This is a genomic window from Sorangium sp. So ce119, from assembly GCF_051524405.1.
GTDB lineage: Bacteria > Myxococcota_A > Polyangia > Polyangiales > Polyangiaceae > Sorangium > Sorangium cellulosum_G.
Genome location: NZ_CP150310.1, coordinates 9,272,501 through 9,291,172 on the forward strand (window position 1 = coordinate 9,272,501; position 18,672 = coordinate 9,291,172).

Here is an 18,672-nt window from a genome sequence, read left to right on the forward strand (position 1 = left end):
AGCGCGTCCCGAACAGGGCGCGCTTTCTACGTCCCAGCGGCGGGACATGCAAGAACTTTTTTGGGGGGTGGATCGGCTTCGTTCGAATCGCTGCCTTTGCCGGGGTTTCAGCGCGTGCCCGGTCCACCCCGCGTCGAGCTCGCTCGCTGCGCAGCGGGCACCGGCCCGCGCGTCAGTCGAGGAACTGCACGCCGGTCGCCTCGAGCTCGACCTTCGCGACCCGCCCGGTCTGCTTCTCCGCCTCGCCCCTGCAGTTGTCCTTCGCGCCGCACGCGGCGCCCGGGTCGGCGTCCGCCGCGACCATCGTCCCCTGGACGACCGCGCGGTGACCGGACGCGTCCTTGGGGACGAAGAAGCTGTGGCCCGCCATCTTGATGTGGGCGCTGCCGGACTCGTCGGCGATCTCCATCCAGCAGCCCATCGACCTGCACACGGCCGAGACGACCCCCTCGGTGCGCACCGTCTTCCCGCTGAACTTGCTCGGGTCCTGCAGCAGCTCGGGCAGCGGCGTGGTCGAGGTCTCCGTGATCGGCGCGCCGAACTGCTTCTTCTCGAGCCGCGCAATGCTGGACGCGGACGCCTGCATCGGCGAGGCGCCCTCGGCGGGAGCGGCGGAGGCGGCGGGCGCGCCCGTCGGGGCGGCGGCGTCGGGCTTGCGCTCGGGGGAACAGCCGAGCTGCGCGAGGACCAGGAAGGACAGGGAGGCGATGTGCTTTGCTCGCATGCAGGCGAGTTTGCCCGACAGGACGGACCCCTGCCACCGACGCGAGGGGCCTCACCGGACGGCGGAGCGCGCGCTTCCGCGCGGGGGCCGGCGGGGGCGCGCGCGGCCGGCGGGTCGGGCGCCCGCAAAGCCTGCTACAAGGGCGGGCATGCGAACCGCGGGCGCCCTGGGACGAGGCCTGGCAGCGGGCGCGATCGCGCTCGCCTGCGCCGCGACCGCGCGCGCCGAGGAGCCGACCGACGCCGGAAGCGGCCAGGACGCCGCGGGCGCCGCCGAGCCCCCGCGACCTCCGCGGCCGCCGCTGCCGCCCGCGCCACCCCCGCCGCGCTTGCCGTGGGGGAGGCACATCGAAGTCGGCGCGGACGTGGCCCTCGTCAACCGGCTCGGCGCGCGCGACCTCGACGGCAACCCGACGCGGGTTCGCCTGAAGCCCGCGATCGGGCTCGGGCTCCACGCGCGCTGGGAGATCCTCGACCACCTGCGGTTCTCCGCCTTCTTCGTGCACGCCGAGCACGAGCTCGCGCTCGCCCCGGGCGCCCTGGCGCAGCCCGGCTCGATCACGGCAGAGCCGCGCGAGGACGGGGCGCCCTCGGTGCGCACGATCGCGCTCGGCGCGCGCTTCGCGCCGACCCTTCCGCTCAGCGAGCGCGCCCGCACGTGGCTGTCGGTCGGGATCGGCTATGACCGGTTCCACGTGGGCCGCATGAGGGTCTCCGAGCCAGCGGGTGATTTCACCATCCGCGAGCGCGGCGCCTCGTATGTCGAGATCCCGCTCGGGGTCGGGATGTCGTTCGACCTCGTCCGGAACTGGCTCACGATCGAGCTGGAGACGACGGGGGCGTTCCTGCTCGGCCGGGGCGGGGAGGCCACCCGGGAAAGCCAGGCCATCGATGCCCAGGGTCGACGACGCGCCATCGGCCCGCTGCCGCAGGCGCGGGGCTCGTTCATCCAGACCCTCGGCCTGTCCCTCGTGCTGTGATCGCCCCCCTGAGCGCGCGCGGCTGGCGATGGGCGCTCACCGCCGCGCTCGCCGCAGCCTCGCCGGCGTGCGGTGAGACGGCCGCGACGCGACCCTCGCCGGCGCCGCCGCGATCGCTCGCGCCCGCCGAGCTGGCGGCGGTCGAGGGGCACGGCGATCGCGGAACGCCGCGCGGCGCGGAACCCACCGGCGGCGCAGGGGCAGACGACGAGGGCCCGAGCCGCGCCGGGCCGGACGCGACCGCCGGGCAGACGGACGCGACCGCAGCGCAGGGAACCGCGACGCAGGCGCTCCCGGCCGCCTGCGCGAACGACGCGGGTTGCGGGTACGACCCCGCGAGCGAGCGCTGTGCGGGCGATCCCCGGCTGAACCGGCAGCCCCCCATCACGGACCAGGGGATCGTCTGCTACTGCGACGCCGGCGCGTGCGCGCTGCTCCGCGTGCTGCCCGTGCCGTGCGAGGGGGACCACGACTGCGCCGTGGCCCACGAGCCGCGCCCGCACCCCGCCCGCGCGACCCGCGAGCGCCCCCACGAGGAGGGGCGCCCCTGCCGCGATCTCACGCTGTCGACGACGTGCGAGCGGACGAACATCTGCACCCTGCGCCGCCACGCGTGCCCGGCGCGGTGAGCGGCGCCGCGGGGCGAGCTCAGCTCAGGGCCAGCATGCGATCGATCGGCACGCGCGCGCGCTCGCGCAGCTCGGGCTCCATCTCGAGGCGCGGGGTGAGGTCGCGCAGCGCGAGATAGACCTTCTCGAGCGTGTTGAGCCGCATGAAGGGGCACTCGTTGCAGGCGCAGTTACCCTCGGGCGGCCCCTCGATGAACTCCTTCTGCGGAGACGCCTTCCGCATCTGGTGCACGATGCCGCTCTCCGTCGCGACGATGTACTTCGTCGCGTCGTCCGCGATCGTGTACTTGAGCAGCGCGGTCGTCGATCCGATGTACTCGGCCATCCGCAGGATCGGCTCCTCGCACTCCGGGTGCGCGATGAGCTTCGCGTCCGGGTGGCGCTCGCGCAGGGAGATGATCTTGCGCAGGCTGAACGTCTCGTGCACGACGCAGCTCCCCTGCCACAGGCGCATCGGGCGACCCGTCCGCTCGATGAGCCAGCGCCCGAGGTTGCGGTCGGGCGCGAAGAGGATCTCCTGCCCCTCGGGGATCGCGCGGACGATCTTCTCCGCGTTCGACGAGGTGCAGATGTAGTCGCTCTCCGCCTTCACGTCGGCGGAGCAGTTGATGTAGGAGATCGCGGCCGCGCCGGGGTGGCGCGCGCGCCAGGCACGGTAACGGTCGACGGGGCAGCCGTCGGCGAGCGAGCAGCCGGCCTGCATGTCGGGGACGACGACGATGCGGTCGGGGTTCAGGATCTTCGCCGTCTCGGCCATGAAGTGCACACCGGCGAACAGGATGACGTCCGCGGTCGTCTTCTTGGCCTGCTGGGCGAGCTGCAACGAGTCGCCGAGGAAGTCTGCAAGATCCTGGATCTCGCCGTCCTGGTAATAGTGGGCCAGGAGGACGGCGTTCCTCTCCCGCTTCAGGCGGCTGATCTCATCGTGCAGATCCAGGCGCGGGTCGATGGCGGCAGGCTGGGGCGCGGCGCTCGTCATGGATGATAAGGTAGGCACCGCGCGCCGCGCTGACCAGGGCTCACGGCCAGCGCGGCGCCCGCCGCCGCTCCCCGGAGCCCGCCGCGCCCAGCGTTGACAACGGCCGGCACCGGTCCACGATCCAGGCCCGCGGCGGGCCCGTCAAAGGCGCGCTCGTCGTGGGCGGCCACGCATGTCTCTCCTGATCCCCCTCGCCCTGCTCGCCGTGGCCGTGCCGCTCATCGTGGCCCTCCTCCGGGCCAACGAGCTATTTTACGTGCGCGTCGAGGGGCGGAACGTCCGGCTGCTCCGGGGCCGGCTGCCGCAACGGCTGCTCGACGACATCGTCGACGTGCTCCGCGCCGCGCCGGTCGGCCGCGGCGCGGTCCGGGTCGTGGTCGAGGACCGGCGGCCCCGGGTTCACGTCGAGGGCGACATCTCCCCGGAGCAAGCTCAGCAGCTCAGGAACACCGTGTCGCTCTGGCCGGTTCCGAAGATCCGCGCGGCCCCGAAGCGCCGCGCGGGCGGGTGACCCTCCGCGCCCGACACCGCTATCCTCACGAGTCAGTCCCGCATGGCCGACGACCAACCCAGAGACAAACCCCCGACATCGAAGCTCGGGCGCCTCGCGCGCCTCGCCGGCCTCGCGCCCCGCACGATCCCGTTCGCGATCGAGGGCGCGAAGCGCGCCCTCGGCGCGCCGCGGACCGAGGAGGAAGAGGCCGAGGCGCGGCGGAGGATGACCCAGGAGGTGAAGAAGACCGCCGAGGCGATGCTGAAGACGCTCGGCGAGATGAAGGGCCTGCCGCTCAAGTTCGGCCAGATGGCGAGCTACATCGACGGGCTCGCGCCGCCGGGGTACGAGGAGAAGTTCCAGGCCACGCTGAAGAAGCTGCTCGACAGGGCGCCGCCCCTGTCGCCCGAGGCCGCGGAGCAGATGGTCGTCCAGGAGCTCGGCGCCCCGCCCCACGAGGTGTTCGCGGCGTGGGAGCGCGAGCCGTTCGCCGCGGCGAGCATCGGGCAGGTGCACCGGGCCACGACGAGGTCGCGGGAGCGGGTCGCCGTCAAGGTGCAGTACCCCGGCATGGACAGGGCGATCGAGAACGATCTGAAGAGCATCTCGATGCTCGAGACGATGATGGCGCCGATCGCGAAGAAGCTGAACGCGCGGCAGACCGTCGACGAGCTCCGCAAGGTGTTCCTGTCCGAGCTCGACTACGCGCGCGAGGCCGAGATGGCCGACCTGTTCCGCCGCATGAACGCGGGGGACGAGGACATCTCCATCCCCCGGATCCACCACAGCCTCACCACGCGGCGCGTCCTCACGCTCGAGCTCGTCGACGGCATGAGCTACGCCGAGTTCTGCGAGCGCGGGAGCCAGGACGCCAGGAACCGCGCGGGGCTCGCCATCTGGCGCTTCACCTTCCGCTCCATGCTCCGGTACGGCTGGCTCTACGCCGATCCGCACCCGGGCAACTACCGCTTCCACGAGGATGGACGGGTCACGATCCTCGATTTCGGGTGCGTGAAGGAGCTCCCGCCCGAGCTCGTGGACGGCATGAAGCGCTACATGCGCGCCGCCATGGACGCGGACTGGAAGGAGTTCGACCGGGCCTGCGTGGAGGTGCTCGGCTACGACCCGAACGACGAGAGCTGGGACCTCTACCGGAGCTACACGATGGAGCTCATGGTCCCGTTCTGCACGCAGGGGACCTGGACGTGCTCCCCGGAGAAGGCGCGCGAGACGGTGGCGTACCTGACGCGCGGCATCCGGGGGCTCGCCTTCAAGCAGGGAGCGAATATGCCCACCATCCCCCACGTGCCGAAGATGCCGCAGGACTTCACGTTCGTGAATCGGCTGCAGTGGGGGCTCGCCTCCGTGCTGGCAGGGCTCCGCACCCAGGCCGCGTTCCGGCGGACCGTCGATCCGTGGGTGCGCGACGGCCTGTACCCGGTCCCCGATTGAGCCGGGCCGCAGGCAGCCTCGTCGGCACGGGCGAGCGGGCGATGTCGCCTCCGCCGTGGCTCTCAACTTGACCTCGATCCCGCGCGCTGTGACATTCGATCGGGGCATGGACGACGAGAGGGCGGCCTGCGAGAGGCGCGTGGGGACCACCCTGCGGGGCAAATGGACGATCGATCGCCTCCTCGGGATCGGCGGGATGGCCGCCGTCTATGCCGCGACCCACAAGATCGGGCGGCGCGAGGCGATCAAGATCCTCCACCCCGAGGTGGCGCGCTCGAAGGACCTGCGCGCCCGGTTCGAGCGCGAGGCGCAGGCGGTCAACCAGTTCCAGCACCCCGGCGTGGTCGAGATCCGCGACATCGACATGACCGAGGACGGCGCGCCGTTCCTCGTGATGGAGCTGCTCGAAGGCGAGTCGCTCGCCGACCGGCTCCAGCGGCTCGGCAACATCGAGACAGGCGAGATGCTGCGGTTCATGGACGAGCTCCTCGACGTGCTCGGCGCGGCGCACGAGCGGGGGATCATCCACCGCGACATCAAGCTCGACAACCTCTTCGTCGAGACGACAGGGCGCCTGAAGGTGCTGGATTTCGGCATCGCGCGCATGCGGGACGGCGTGAAGACCGCGATGCGGACCCGCACCGGCGCGACGCTCGGGACGGTGTCGTACATGGCCCCGGAGCAGGTGCGCGGCATCTCGGTCGATCACAGGGCAGACCTCTTCGCCGCGGGCGCGACGATGTTCCGGGTGATCGCGAAGCGGCGCATCCACGAGGCGCGCACGGAGTCCGAGCTGCTCGTGAAGATGGCGACCATGGCGGCGCCGCCGCTCGCGAGCGTCGCGCCGGAGGCGCCGCAGGGGCTGTGCGCCCTCGTGGACAGGGCGCTCGCGTTCGATCGCGAGCGGCGCTACCCGGACGCCCGCACGATGCAGGCGGACATCCGGGCGCTCCTGCGCGGGGAGCCGCCGCCCTACGCGATGGCGCGCCTCGCGGCCGGCGACGCGCCGTCGGCGGGCGCGCCGCAGGTCTCCCCGATGCTCGCGGCCGCCGCCGCCGCGCAGGAGGCCCCGGCCGAGCCGCGGCCGGCGGCCGCGTCGGGCCCGCGGTGGAACGAGGGGGGCTCGGCGCCCGCGATCGGGTCGGAGCCGAACCCGGGCAGCCGCGGCGCGACGGCGTCGTGGGACGCGCCCACGATGGCCGCGCCCGGCCCCGGGGGCGCGATGGATGCCGCCCAGGCGCACGGAGGCCATCCCGGCATGCCGCAGGGCATCGCCGGGGCGCCGAACGGACCGACGTCAGCCCTGTACAACACGGGAGCAAGCCAGGCGGGAGCGCTCGGCGCGCCCGCCTCGCGGCACGGCGCCAGCATGCCCCACAGCGCGCCCGCGGCGCTGCACAACAGCGGTGTGTCCTACGGCGCGCCCGCCCCGCCGCACGGCGCCAGCATGCCCCACAGCGCGCCTGCGTCGCTGCACAACACCGGCGCGCCCCTGCACAACAGCGGCGTGTCCTACGGCGCGCCCGCGTCGCTCCACAACACCGGCGCCTCGCTCCACAACACCGGCGCGCCCCTGCACAATAGCGGCGTGTCCTACGGCGCGCCCGCGTCGCTCCACAACACCGGCGCGCCCCTGCACAACAGCGGCGCGCCCCTGCACAACAGCGGCGTGTCCTACGGCGCGCCCGCGTCGCTCCACAACACCGGCGCGTCCTACGGCGCGCCGGCCGCGCACAGCGCCAGCGCGCCGTACGGCGAGCAGGCGGCGGCCGGCTGGGCTCCGCGCCCCGCTCCGCCGAAGCAGCCGTCGAAGCTCGTGATCCTGGTCGCGGTCAGCAGCGCGGCGCTCGTGATCGCGAGCGCGATCGCGGTGTGGATGGCGCTCGGCGACGGGTCGCAGGACGATGCGATGCAGCGCGACCTCTTGCCCGCGCAGAGCGCGAGCGCCAGGCCGACCCCGCTCGCTCCCTCGGAGAGCACCGATGAGCCGCGGCGCGACGATGGAGAGGAGCCGGAGACGCTACGCCTGGACCAGCCGAGCCCCGCGGCGAGCCCTGCGCCCCCCGCCACGTTCATCATCAAGTTCCCCGAGAACAGGCAGCGGACGAGAAAATCACGCGACGACTGAAGGCAGAATCGCCGAACATGGAGCTCCGCCCCCTCATGGTCACGAGGACATGCCTGCGCGCTCGATCGATGCTCGTCGGGTCTGCGCTCGTGCTCGCGCTGTCGGGAGCGTGCTCGGACCCGGCGCCGCCGTTCGAGCCGGGACCTGACGCGAGCAGCAGCGCCGGCGGCAGCGGCGGCAACGGCGGCAGCGGCGGCAGCGGCGGCAGCGGCGGCAGCGGCGGCGCGCCGCTCTGCAGCCTCGGCGAGGAGCAGCCCTGCTACCCCGGCCCGGCGGACACCGAGGGCGTCGGCGTGTGCAAGGCGGGCGTGCGGAGGTGCCAGCCGGACGGCCAGAGCTTCGGCGAGTGCGAGGGCGCCGTGGTCCCCCGGCCCGAGGACTGCGGCAGCACCGTGGACGACGACTGCGACGGCGAGACGAACGAGCCCGACGCCGGGTGCGCGTGCACGCCGGGGCAGATCGAGGCCTGCTACAGCGGGCCCGAGGGGACCGACGGCGTCGGGATCTGCGCCGCGGGGCTGCGCGTGTGCGACATCTCGGGGACGTCGTGGCGGCCATGCGGCGGCCAGGTCACCCCCGCGCGGGAGACCTGCACGGACGACATCGACGAGGACTGCGACGGCTTCGCCTGCAGCGCCCCGCTCTGGGCCGATCTCTTCGGCGACCCGAACATCCAGAGCGCGACCGGCGCCGGCATCGACACGCAGGGCAACCTCTACGTCGGCGGCACCTTCTCGGGGAGCATCAACCTCGGCGGTGAGACCCTGGTGAGCATCGGCACCGCCGACGTGTACATCGCGAGCTTCGACCCTTCCGGAGCCCACCGCTGGAGCGCGAGGCTCGGCGGCAGCGGCGCCGAGACGCTCAACGGGCTCGCCCTGACGCCCACCGATGACGTCGTGCTCGGCGGGACGTTCTACGGCTCGTTCATGTTCGGCGGCGCGACGCTGAGCAGCACCAACGCGCTCGACAGCTTCGTCGTCACGCTGGACAAGGACGGCAACCCCGGCTGGTCGCGCCAGATCGGGGACGCCGCGGACCAGACGCTGAAATCCATCGCGGTCGACACGGCGGGAAACATCGTGATCGCCGGTTATTTCGCCGGCTCGCTGGTCTGCTCCGCGCCGCCGGTCTCGGCCTGCGCCACCAGCTCAGGCGGCACCGACATCTTCGTGCGCAAATACGATCCATCCGGCGCTGTCCTGTGGACCAGGATCTACGGAGACGCCTCGAACCAGTTCGCGATGAGCGTCGCCGTCGACGCCGAGGGCAGCGTGTTCCTCACCGGCAGGTACTTCGGCACCCTGACCATCGGGCCCCGCCAGGTGAGGAACAGCGGGCTCGGGACGAACCTGTTCGTCGCGAAGCTCGACAGCAACGGCAACGGCGTCTGGCTCTCGGACCACGGCGACACGTTGTCGCAGGCCGGCACCGGGATCGACGCCGCCCCGTCGGGCGCGGTGCTCGTGACGGGCACGTACACGGGCTCGCTCGACTTCGGCCCGGCAGGCACGCTCCCCACCAACGACGTGCAGTCAGCGTTCGTGGCGTCGCTCGCCCCCGACGGCACGCCCGTGTGGGCGCGCTGGTTCGCCGGCGATGGACCGCAGGAGAGCTCGTCGGTCGCCGTGGATGCGAAGAACAACGTCGTGGTGACCGGCTCGGTGCAGGGCGTGGTCGACCTCGGCGGCGGGCCGCTCCCGGGCGGCGGCGGCTTCGACGCCTTCGTCGCGAAGCTCGACGCCGAGGGCGAGCACCTCTGGGGCAAGGTGCTCGGCGCCGCCGGCAACCAGAAGTCGAACGCCGCGGCGATCGCGGCGGACACGGGGGTCATCCTGCTCTGCGGTGCGGCCGAAGGGTCGATCGATTTCGGCCTCGGCGAGCACGCGGCGAGCGGGACCGACATGTTCGCCGTGATCCTGTCGCCGTAGGCGCCGCCTGAAGGACGCCGCGGCGCTCCGCCAGGGCGCGCCGCGGGCGCCCGCGGGGATCACGCCGTCGCGGTCCGTCTCCGCTCAGGCGGCGGCGCCGCGGGCGCCGGCGGGGATCAGGTCGACGCGGCCGAGCTCCTCGTTGGTCGACGCGATGGCGGCGCGGATCGGCTCGCCGACTCCATAGCGGCGGTCCGCGCCGACCAGCGCCTGGGCAGCGACGTCGATGCGGTACGGGCCGCCCGGCAGCGCCTCCAGCGCGATCGTGCCCGTCGCGCCGGACTGGAGCATCTGGACGACGAGGCCGAACGGCTTGATGGCCACGATGTTGCCCTCGATCTCCTCGCCGATGCGCGAGGCGAACAGGCGCGCGACGAGCATGCGGTGCCGCTCCGTCTCGGCCTTGGCGGCGCTGCGCGCGCGCGCGTTCAGGTGATGCGAGAGCGACGCGAGCGCCTCGACGTCCTCGAGCTGATCGCGGTGGCCCTGGAGGTAGCGCTTGACGACGCGGTGCGCTGCGAGGTCGGCGTAGCGGCGGATCGGCGAGGTGAAGTGCAGGTACAGCGGGGCGCCCAGGCCGAAGTGCAGGCTCGCCGCGGCCGTGTAGCGGGCAGGGCCGAGCGCCTTGCCGAGCACGGTGCGGATCGCCGGCGCGAGCCCGGAGCCCCGGAACTGCGCCTCGAACGCCGCGAGGCCGCGGGGGCTCAGGTTCGGGCCGAAGCCGGCCTCGACGCCGAAGTTGTGCGCGAAGTGCTCGAGCGTCCGGACGCGCTCCTCCGTGGGCTCGTCGTGGACGCGGAAGACGCACGGGAGGCCGCGCGCCACCAGCCAGGTGGCCACGGCCTCGTTCGCCGCGACCATCAGCCGCTCGATGAGGCGGTGCGCGCCCGTGTCGGAGCGCGGCGCGACGCCGGTCGGCTCGCGCGTCTCGGAGTCCAGCGTCACGTACGCCTCCTCGCGGTCGAGCTCGACGCCGCCGCGCGCCGCGCGGACCGTCGACAGCCGCGCGGCCGCGGTGCGGAGCCAGCGAACGACCGGGGCGACCGACGCGGGCACGTCGGCGGAGCGGCCGGTGGTCAGGAACTCCTCGACGGCGTCGTACGAGAGCCGCGCGTGCGAGCGGATCACGCTCTCGTGGAGGTCGATCGAGGTGACGCCGCCCTCGGGGTCGATGCGCAGCTCGGCCGTGACGGCGAGCCGATCGACGCCCGGGAGCAGGCTCGCCGCCTCGCTCGAGATCGCGTCCGGGATCATCGGGATGACGCGGCCCGCCAGGTAGACGCTCGTGCCGCGGGCGCGGGCCTCGTGATCGAGCGGCGAGCCCTCCGGGACGAGCGCGTCCACGTCGGCGATGGAGACGAAGACGCGGAGCGCGCCGTCCGGGCCGGCCGGCAGCACGGAGACGGCGTCGTCGATGTCCGTGGTGACCGGCGCGTCGATCGTGATCGTGGTGAGCTCGCGCAGGTCGCGGCGGCCGCGCGCGAGCTCGCGCTCGATCGACACCGCCGCCGCCGCGGCGCGCGACGCATCGACGACGTCGGCCGGGAACACGGCGCGCACGCCGTTGCGGGCGAGGCAGCGCTCGATGCCGAGATCGGCGCCCGGCGCGACGACGCGCGCCGGGACGACCGCCGCGCCCTCGAGGGTCGCGACCACCGCCGTGCCCTCGGCGAGGTCGTCGGCGCTGCCCGGCTTGAACGGCCAGTCGGTGTTGGACACGAGGCGATCGACCCGGAGGTGCGGCCGCTTCGCGTGCGAGACGACCGTCCCGAAGAGCTCGGAGCGGTCGCGCTGGACCAGGACGAGCTGCGACGCGCTGTAGCGGCCCGGCTCCGCCTCCACGACCGTCGCGTCGACGACGTCGCCGTCGAGGAACGGGTTGAGATCGGGCGGCGTCACGAAGGCGGTCACCGGGCCCACGGCAGCCCCGCCGGGCTTGCCCGGCTCCGGCGAGGCCTCGATGTTCAGAAACCCGAAGCCGCGCGGGTTGACCGAGATGCGTCCACGAACCTGTCCGTTCATGGGCGCCGAAGGTACGCCACGTCCTGGCATTTTCGAGCTCCATCGTCCGGCGGACGGCCACGGCGTCACCGAGGAGATTACCGTGAAGCGGCAAAGTTCGAAGGTGGCGCGACACCGCAGCACGGCCCGAGCGACCGCCGGAACAACGCGCTTCAAGGCGCCTCGCGCGACGCTCGCGCAGACGCGATGTGCGCGAGACGCCGACACACAACAGCCACCGTGAGACCCACCTCGCGGGCGCGCCGCGAGACAGCAAAGGTGCGCCCTCCCACGGATCCGCCGCTCCGGATCGGCTTATACTCGGCCCATCGTGGAAGACTCAGGGGACATCATCGAGCTGGCGCGTGTGATGCCTCGGGACCGCTTCGTCCGCAGGGTGACGAACCTGCTCCTCGTGGTGTCGGAGGTCGGCGCGGACGGCCAGCAGATCGCCTTCCGGACCGTCGCGGCCTCGCCGGCGGCGCACCGGAAGCCGCCGCCCCCGCCCGGTCCGGCGAGCGAGGTGTTCGAGGTCGTCAAGGCGAAGGGCAACCCCTATCCCGATCAGATCTCGGTGGGCCGCACGCGCAACTGCGATGTGGTGCTGCGCAACCCCTCGGTGTCGAAGCTGCACGCGCACTTCCGGCTGGACGCGCAGGGGCAGCTCGTGATCATCGACAACGGCTCACAGAACGGCACCCGCGTGAACGGCAAGCTGCTCACCGAGAGCGAGCCGCACGCGGTCGCGGTGGGCGACGTGATCCAGTTCGGCCGGCTCACGACCTCGCTGCTCGACGCGGCGCGCCTCTTCGACATGGTGCGCGAGCAGGCGCGCGTCGCGAGGGACCAGGCGAACCGCTGATCGCCGCGCGGGCGGCGGCGATCAGAACCGGTATCCCACGGCGACGCTCGGAAAGAACATCGTGAACGTGCCGTGGGCGCGCTCCTCGAACACGACCTTCTTGCCCGGCGCGCACTCGACGGTCGGGTCCTGCGGGTCGCAATCGGCGCCGACAACGTAGGTGTTGCCCGTCTCGAACGGGGGGCCGTCGACGAGGAAGAAGCCGACGCCCATGGCCGCCGTGGCGCTGAGCCGCCCGAGCTTGAGGCGCAGCCGGAGCTCGGGCATCGCGAACGGGGCGGCGTGGCGGACCGCGTTGCCGCCGTTGGTCACGGCCACGCCGACGGTCCTGCGCTCGTCGGACGCCGCGCCGGTCACCTCGTCGCTGGACTCGGCGAGCACGACGCCGAGCCCGAGCGCGCCGCCGACGTCGAACCACGACGAGAGCTCGTGGTGGTAGCTGCCGCCGACCATCACGGTCACGCCCGCCATCCGGAGGTCGTCGTGGAAGGTGTACCGGATCGGGAGCCTCTCCTCGCCGCCGCGCGGATCGAGGTACGTCGTGTCCACCGAGCGCACGAGCTCGGTGCGGAGGTGCAGGTACCCGGCCGTGAGCTCGATGGCGGCGCCGCTCGGGAACTGGTAGCTGCCGCGCAGGCCGGCCAGGACGCCGGACGGGCGCGAGACGCCGGAGCAGCGGTAGCCGCTGCAGCTCCGCTCGGCGTCGCTCTCGAGCGACGAGGCGAAGGCGTAGCCGGCGACCGCCGCCAGCCGGAAGAACCCGACCCTGCGACCCCAGCGCGGGTGGCTCTCGTCGATGGCGAGCGGCAGGACGATGTCGCCCGTGGTCGCCCGATCGATCGTGGTGCGGAGCGTGCGCGCGAAATAGCCGGGCTCGTGCGCCTCGAAGGTGTGGCGCCCGAGCGGGAGCGCCCCGCGCCACTGCCCGTGGCCGACCGGGACGCTGTTGATGGTCAGCGCCGCGCTCAGCGGCTGGGCGACGACGCGGACCTCCTCCCCGAGCGGGCCGGCCTCGACCGTGGCGACGGCGAGCTGCCCCGCGACGACGTTGGCCTCGCGCGGCGCGGAGCCGAGGTTGCCCTTGCGCACCGAGTAGAAATGCGGGCCAGGCGCGAGCGTGCCCTCCCACGGGAGCTGCCCGATCAGCGTGCCGTCGACGAAGAGATCGGCGCCGACGAGCCGCTCGTCCTCGACCTTGAGGCGTCCCGTGCTGGCGAGCGGCTCGAGCTTCGCGTCGACCGTCGCGGTCTCGGCGATCCTGACGGTCAGGATCGCCTCGAACGTGCGCCAGCCGTCCTTGACGACGCGGAGCGTGTGGCCCCCGGGGAGCAGCCGGACCGGGCCGGCGAGAGGGAGCCGGCCGCGCGGCCTGCCGTCGATGAGCACCAGGCCGTCGACGTTCGACGAGACGAGCACGCTGCCGATCCGCCCGCGCAGGCCGGCGATCGTGGACACGACGCCACGGCGCTCCGGCTCGCCGAGCTCCGCGCGGAACTCGGTGAGCAGCGCCTCGTAGAGCTGGAGCGCCTCGTCGTAACGACCGAGCTGATCGAGGCAGAACGCGGCGTTGAGGGTGTTGGGGACCGACGCGACCACCTGGCGCGAGCGGAGGTAGAGCTCGAGCGCGCGCTGGCAGTCGCCGATCTTGCGCAGCTCGTTGCCCGCCTGGAAGAGCTCCTTGGCCCGGGCGAGCGCCTCGTCGGGAGACGCGGGAGACGCGGGAGACGCGGGGGGCGCGGGCTCGGCCGGCGGCGCCGCGGCGGGCGGCTCGGGGGGAGCGGCCGGCGCGGGCGGCTCGGCCTGCGCGCGGGCCGGGGGCGCCGCGAGCGCGGCGGCGAGCGCGCACGCGGCGCAGGAGAGCCGCGGAGAGCGAGGCGCGCGCGGCGCGCGCGGCGACTGCGTCACCACCGGTCGACCGGCGTCACCGCCGTCGGGGCCGGCGGCGCCGCGGGCGGCGCGGCGGGGGACGCGGACGCGCCGGCCGCGTCGGAGGCGCCGCGCGGGGCACGTCGCGGCTTCTCGCGGCGCGGCGGCGGCTCGGCGGCGGCCGAGGCGGTGGCCAGCGCGGGCGGCTGGAGATCGATGCGATCGGGGCGCAGCTTGCCGTCGCTCAGCATGAACACCGTCTGCTTCACGGTGGCGCCGCCGCGGCTCACCTCGACCTCGAACATGTCGCCGGCCTTGCCCGTCAGGTCGAGCCGGCCCTCGCGGACCGGGCGCGCGGCGCCGTTGACCCGCACCGTCGCCTCCTCCGGGAGCGTCACGACCGCGGTGAAGGACGCCGCGGTCGGCGCCGGCGGCGGCGCGGGCTCGGGCGCGGCGGGCGGCGGGGGCTCGCTCGCGCTGGCCGGCGCCGCGCGCCCGTCGTCGGCCGTCGAGGCGCGCAGGGCGAGGCCGCCGCCGATCGCGGCGAGGGCGGCCGCCGTGACCGCCGCCCCGACGAAGCGCCGCCGCGCCGCGCCGCCGGCCGCCTGCGCCGCCGTGAAGGAGCTGCCGCCGATCGAGCGCTCCTCGCCCTCGACGGAGCGGGAGAGCCGGGACTCGCGGCGCAGCTCGGCGATCGGGGTGGCGCCGGCGCGGCGCTCCGCGTCGACGCCGCGGAGCTGGTCGAGCGTGACGATCTCCGTGCCGTCCGCGTGCGGCTCGAGCGCGGCGATCAGCTCGTCCATGCTCTGCCAGCGCTCGGCGGCATCCCGGTGCAGGCCGCGGTGCACGACGGCGGCGAGCGCCGGGTCGAGCCACGGCGCGGCCTCGCCGAGCGGCGGCACGCGCTCGGTGCAGATCGAGACGAGGAGCTCGGCGAGCGAGGCGTTCGGATCCCAGGGGCAGCTGCCGCAGAGCGCCTGATAGAGCGAGACGCAGAGGCTCCAGACGTCGGAGCGACCGTCGACGTCCCGCGCCATCTTCGCCTGCTCGGGCGACATGTAGATCGGCGACCCGAGCACGCCGCCGGCGCGCGTGAGCTCGTGCGAGACGCCGTCGCCGGTGCGCTTCGCGATGCCGAAGTCGCAGACCTTGACGACGATGCGGCGATCGCTCGAGGAGGGCGGGCGCATCGAGCCGGACGGGCGGCGGACGGACGGCGGCGGGCGCATCGAGCCCGACCGGCGCTGGCCGGAGGGCGGCGGCGGCCGGACCGAGCCGGCGCTGCGCCGGGACGGCGGCGGCGCCATCGAGCTCGACCCGCGGTGCGCCGCGGCCTCGAAGGGCGCGTGCAGGAAGAGGTTCGCGGGCTTGATGTCGCGGTGCACGATGCCCTCGGCGTGCGCGGCGGCGAGCCCGCGCGCCGCCTGGATGAACACGCGCACGACCGGCGCCGGCTCCAGCGGCCCGCGCATCCGGAGGAGCTTGGCGAGGTCGACGCCGTGGAGCAGCTCCATGATGATGAACGGCGTCGCGAGCGTGAGATCCGTCCCGAGCTCGAACGTCTTCACGACGTGCGGGCTATGGATCGCGGTCACCGCGCGCGCCTCGCGGATGAACCGGCGCACGGCGTGATCGTCCTGCCCGACGGCGCTCTTGAAGATGACCTTGGCCGCGACCCGCCGCCCCTCGGGCGACTCCGCTTCGTAGACGGCGCCCATCCCGCCGCGCCCGATCAGGCGGCGCACCGCGTAGCGGCCGCCGAGCTCGCGGCCGACCAGCGGATCGGTGTCGGCGCCGGCGCGCTCGGCGATGGCCTCGCGCAGCTCGGGGTCGAGCGGCCTCAGCAAGTCGACGGTGAGCCGGTCCTCGCCGCCGGAGGCGGCGCGCAGCGCCTCGGCGAACGCCTCGATCGACGGGTAGCGCCGGTCCAAGTCGCTGTGCAGCGCGAGCGAGAGCGCTGTCGCGAGGCGCGCCTCGATCCAGGGGGCGCGGTCCTGGATCGAGGGGAGCTGCGCGAGCGACGCCAGCGGCCCGTCGGCGGCCGTGTCGGCGGGGCCGAGATCGGCGGTGTCCGGGGTGACGTCGAGCTCGGCCCAGGGGGAGACGCCGCACAGCATCTCGTAGAGCGTCGCCGCCAGGCCGAAGACGTCGCCCCGGACGTCCGCCGCGCGGTCCCGCGGCCCCGACGCCTCGCGGTGGTGACCGGAGCTCCGCGCCTTTCCGGAGCTCGAGGTGGCCGTGTCGTGGCCGTTCGAGAGGCCGAAGCCGAAGACGCGGGCCAGGACCTCGCCGGTCGAGAGGTGCTCGAGGAAGATGCGCGCCGGGCGGACGTCACGGTAGACGAGGCCCGCGGCGTGGACCGCGGAGAGCCCGGCGGCGGCCTGGAGCGCGATCCGCACGGCGACGTCGGGCGAGAGCGGCCCGGTCTCGGCGAGCAGGGCGGCGACGTCGGTGCCGTCGAGCAGCGGCATCACGAGGTAGGCGAGATCCCGCTCGAGATCGTGGCCGGCGTCGACGATCGGGACGACGTGGGCGTTGTCGAGCTTCGACGTGACGCTCGCCTCGCGGCTGAGCCGCGAGAGCGTGTCCTCGGTGACGACCTCGGGTCGCAGCACCTTCAGCGCGACGCGGCGGCCGGAGGGGCCCCGGGCCTCGAACACGACACCGAACCCCTGCGAGGAGAGGACGCGGACGATCCGATACCCACCCGTGAGCGCGCCCCCCACGAGCGCGGTCGGATCCGTGAGGTGTGCTGTCCGCCCCATCACGTCAAGCATACGACGGCCCCTCGCGCCCCACAAAGCATGAGTCTCAGGCGACCTCGGAGGCGCGCTGCGCCCGAGCGCCGCAACGACGCGGAGCGCCGACCACGCACCTACAACGACGCCATTTCGGCGCGACGCGGCGCGCGAGACGCGCGCCGCGCGGAGGCCGAGCCGCCGCCTCGATGTAGGCGCGACAACCGCAGATAGCGCGGTGACCGGACCGCGGAGACGAACGGCTACGCAGGGTCACGCGCGGATACGCAAGCATACGCAAGGGCACGTGAGGACACGAGGTAAACCAGTTGAATCACGATAGATTTGTCTTGCCGGTTGGCAACGCGCGACACTAAATTCCCATCATCCGATTCACCGCCGCTCGGCCAGGATCTGGGCAGGACTGGTTGATCTCACGGACGCACAGCGATGTGCGCATCCCCCGCCGGGGGACCTGGAGGCACCATGACCCTGCGATGGATCGGGCGGACGCTCGTCGCCCTGGCGGCATGCCTGGCTCTCACGCTCCTCTTCGCGCCCGCGGCGCGCGCCAAGGTCTCTCCCATCGACGAGGAGCTCGCGGAGACGCTCGCCCGGCACGGGTTCACCGGAGAGATCGAGTCGACGCTGGAGTCGCGGCTGGGGCGGAAGGTCGACAAGCAGCTGGCGAAGCTCGGGCGTGAGCTGTTCTACGACAGCATCCTCGGCCTGAACGAGGACAACTCGTGCTCAGGGTGCCACTCGCCCACGGCGGGCTTCGCCGACACGCAGTCGATCTCGATCGGCATCGAGAACAACGGCGTGGTCGGGCCGGGCCGCGAGGGGCCGCGCAACCAGCGCCGGGCGCCCACGGTCATCAACTCGGCGTTCTATCCCGCGCTGATGTGGAACTCGCGGTTCTTCGCGGTGTCCGGCGACCCGTTCGACAACGGCCAGGGCTTCTCGTTCACCTCCCCGGAGGGGACGTCGCTCTCGTCGTTGCCGCACCTGCTCGTCGCGCAGGCGTTCATCCCGCCGACCGAGATCCCGGAGATGACCGGGTACAAGGCGCCGACGTCGCACGACGTGGTGCGCGAGGAGGTCGCGGAGCGCGTGAACGGGGTGCAGGCGTACCGCCGCCGGTTCGGCCGGAGCTTCGACGCGGTGAAGCGGGGAAAGCCGATCACCTACGAGATGATCGCGATCGCGATCGCCGAGTTCGAGATGTCGCTCACGTTCGCCGACGCGCCGATCGACAGGTTCGCCCGCGGCCGCCGGAACGCGATGACGCTGGCCCAGAAGCGCGGCGCGCTGCTCTTCTTCGGCGAGGCGGGGTGCGTCGGCTGCCACGCCGTGTCGGGAGAGTCGAACGAGATGTTCAGCGATTTCCAGCAGCACGCCATCGGCGTGCCGCAGATCGCGCCGACCGATGATCCGGCCCTCTCCAACGTGGTCTTCGACGGCCAGAACGCCGACGAGGACTTCGGGCTGGAGCAGGTCACGGGCGACCCGGCCGACAGGTACAAGTTCAGGACGTCGCCGCTGCGCAACGTCGCCCTCCAGCCCACGTTCTTCCACAACGGCGCGTTCACGTCGCTGGAGGGGGCCATCCGCCACCACCTCGACGTGTACAGGTCGGCCACGGAGTACACGAACGATCACCTCGCGCCGGACCTCCAGGGCGAGATGGGCCCGCTCGCCCCCGTCCTCGCCGCCGTCGACCCGCTGCTGCAGCAGCCGATCGATCTGACCGAGGAAGAGATCGGCTGGCTCTGCGCCTTCGTGGGCGAGGCGCTGCTCGATCCGCGCGCGACCCCGAAGCGGCTCGAGGCGCTCATCCCGGCGGAGCTCCCGAGCGGCCGCGCGCTCCACGACTTCGAGTAGCCACGG

The 18,672-nt window shown here is 73.4% G+C and carries 13 protein-coding genes; 8 read left to right on the forward strand and 5 right to left on the reverse strand.

All coding sequences use genetic code 11. The features are described from left to right. Nucleotides 1-172: 172 nt before the first annotated feature. Entirely contained in the window at nucleotides 173-724 is a 552-nt protein-coding gene (locus WME76_RS34980; protein WP_437956529.1) for a DUF4920 domain-containing protein, read from the reverse strand. Between the two features lie 148 nt (nucleotides 725-872). Here WME76_RS34980 and WME76_RS34985 point away from each other — a divergent pair, with 148 nt between their 5' ends. Together WME76_RS34985 and WME76_RS34990 are read left to right on the forward strand one after the other, a co-directional pair. Further along, nucleotides 873-1,703 (forward strand): hypothetical protein, encoded by an 831-nt coding sequence (locus WME76_RS34985; protein ID WP_437956530.1) that lies wholly within the window; start codon nucleotides 873-875, stop codon nucleotides 1,701-1,703. Beyond that, complete coding sequence (locus WME76_RS34990) at nucleotides 1,700-2,332, forward strand: hypothetical protein (RefSeq protein WP_437956531.1); 633 nt, start codon at nucleotides 1,700-1,702, stop codon at nucleotides 2,330-2,332. The genes WME76_RS34985 and WME76_RS34990 overlap by 4 nt, the downstream gene beginning before the upstream one ends. Nucleotides 2,333-2,351: 19 nt before the next feature. On the opposite strand, the gene nadA is transcribed toward WME76_RS34990, so the two are convergent. After that, on the reverse strand, nucleotides 2,352-3,311 hold the full coding sequence (gene nadA, locus WME76_RS34995; RefSeq protein ID WP_437956532.1) for a quinolinate synthase NadA: 960 nt from the start codon (nucleotides 3,309-3,311) through the stop codon (nucleotides 2,352-2,354). Between the two features lie 172 nt (nucleotides 3,312-3,483). Here nadA and WME76_RS35000 point away from each other — a divergent pair, with 172 nt between their 5' ends. From WME76_RS35000 to WME76_RS35015, 4 genes are all read left to right on the forward strand, one after another. Continuing rightward, on the forward strand, nucleotides 3,484-3,822 hold the full coding sequence (locus tag WME76_RS35000) for a DUF3634 family protein (protein ID WP_433929847.1): 339 nt from the start codon (nucleotides 3,484-3,486) through the stop codon (nucleotides 3,820-3,822). 42 nt (nucleotides 3,823-3,864) lie between these two features. After that, nucleotides 3,865-5,256, forward strand: a complete 1,392-nt coding sequence (locus tag WME76_RS35005; RefSeq protein ID WP_437956533.1) for an ABC1 kinase family protein — start codon at nucleotides 3,865-3,867, stop codon at nucleotides 5,254-5,256. 106 nt (nucleotides 5,257-5,362) lie between these two features. Beyond that, nucleotides 5,363-7,384, forward strand: coding sequence for a serine/threonine protein kinase (locus WME76_RS35010; protein ID WP_437956534.1), 2,022 nt, complete (start codon nucleotides 5,363-5,365; stop codon nucleotides 7,382-7,384). A 17-nt stretch (nucleotides 7,385-7,401) separates the two neighbouring features. Then, nucleotides 7,402-9,315, forward strand: coding sequence for an SBBP repeat-containing protein (locus WME76_RS35015; protein WP_437956535.1), 1,914 nt, complete (start codon nucleotides 7,402-7,404; stop codon nucleotides 9,313-9,315). A gap of 84 nt (nucleotides 9,316-9,399) precedes the next feature. Here the strand turns inward: WME76_RS35015 and WME76_RS35020 are convergent, their stop codons facing one another. Continuing rightward, on the reverse strand, nucleotides 9,400-11,337 hold the full coding sequence (locus tag WME76_RS35020) for a ribonuclease R family protein (RefSeq protein ID WP_437956536.1): 1,938 nt from the start codon (nucleotides 11,335-11,337) through the stop codon (nucleotides 9,400-9,402). Nucleotides 11,338-11,647: 310 nt separating this feature from the next. On the opposite strand from WME76_RS35020, the gene WME76_RS35025 reads away from it, so the two are divergent. After that, a complete protein-coding gene (locus tag WME76_RS35025; protein ID WP_437956537.1) occupies nucleotides 11,648-12,178 on the forward strand; it encodes an FHA domain-containing protein in 531 nt (176 codons plus the stop codon). Nucleotides 12,179-12,199: 21 nt separating this feature from the next. Here WME76_RS35025 and WME76_RS35030 read toward each other — a convergent pair whose 3' ends face one another. Beyond that, the gene (locus WME76_RS35030) at nucleotides 12,200-14,086 is read right to left on the reverse strand and encodes a PEGA domain-containing protein (RefSeq protein ID WP_437956538.1); all 1,887 of its coding nucleotides are present in this window, start codon (nucleotides 14,084-14,086) and stop codon (nucleotides 12,200-12,202) included. Continuing rightward, a complete protein-coding gene (locus tag WME76_RS35035; RefSeq protein ID WP_437956539.1) occupies nucleotides 14,080-16,809 on the reverse strand; it encodes a serine/threonine-protein kinase in 2,730 nt (909 codons plus the stop codon). The genes WME76_RS35030 and WME76_RS35035 overlap by 7 nt, the downstream gene beginning before the upstream one ends. A 459-nt stretch (nucleotides 16,810-17,268) precedes the next feature. Here WME76_RS35035 and WME76_RS35040 point away from each other — a divergent pair, with 459 nt between their 5' ends. Beyond that, nucleotides 17,269-18,666, forward strand: a complete 1,398-nt coding sequence (locus WME76_RS35040) for a cytochrome-c peroxidase (RefSeq protein ID WP_437956540.1) — start codon at nucleotides 17,269-17,271, stop codon at nucleotides 18,664-18,666. Nucleotides 18,667-18,672 lie beyond the last annotated feature (6 nt).

Coding starts and splice junctions, on each gene's coding strand:
- WME76_RS34980 (WP_437956529.1), bottom strand. CDS start 724: ATGCGAGCAAAGCACATCGCCTCCCTGTCCTTCCTGGTCCTCGCGCAG.
- WME76_RS34985 (WP_437956530.1), top strand. CDS start 873: ATGCGAACCGCGGGCGCCCTGGGACGAGGCCTGGCAGCGGGCGCGATC.
- nadA (WP_437956532.1), bottom strand. CDS start 3,311: ATGACGAGCGCCGCGCCCCAGCCTGCCGCCATCGACCCGCGCCTGGAT.
- WME76_RS35000 (WP_433929847.1), top strand. CDS start 3,484: ATGTCTCTCCTGATCCCCCTCGCCCTGCTCGCCGTGGCCGTGCCGCTC.
- WME76_RS35005 (WP_437956533.1), top strand. CDS start 3,865: ATGGCCGACGACCAACCCAGAGACAAACCCCCGACATCGAAGCTCGGG.
- WME76_RS35010 (WP_437956534.1), top strand. CDS start 5,363: ATGGACGACGAGAGGGCGGCCTGCGAGAGGCGCGTGGGGACCACCCTG.
- WME76_RS35015 (WP_437956535.1), top strand. CDS start 7,402: ATGGAGCTCCGCCCCCTCATGGTCACGAGGACATGCCTGCGCGCTCGA.
- WME76_RS35020 (WP_437956536.1), bottom strand. CDS start 11,337: ATGAACGGACAGGTTCGTGGACGCATCTCGGTCAACCCGCGCGGCTTC.
- WME76_RS35035 (WP_437956539.1), bottom strand. CDS start 16,809: ATGGGGCGGACAGCACACCTCACGGATCCGACCGCGCTCGTGGGGGGC.
- WME76_RS35040 (WP_437956540.1), top strand. CDS start 17,269: ATGACCCTGCGATGGATCGGGCGGACGCTCGTCGCCCTGGCGGCATGC.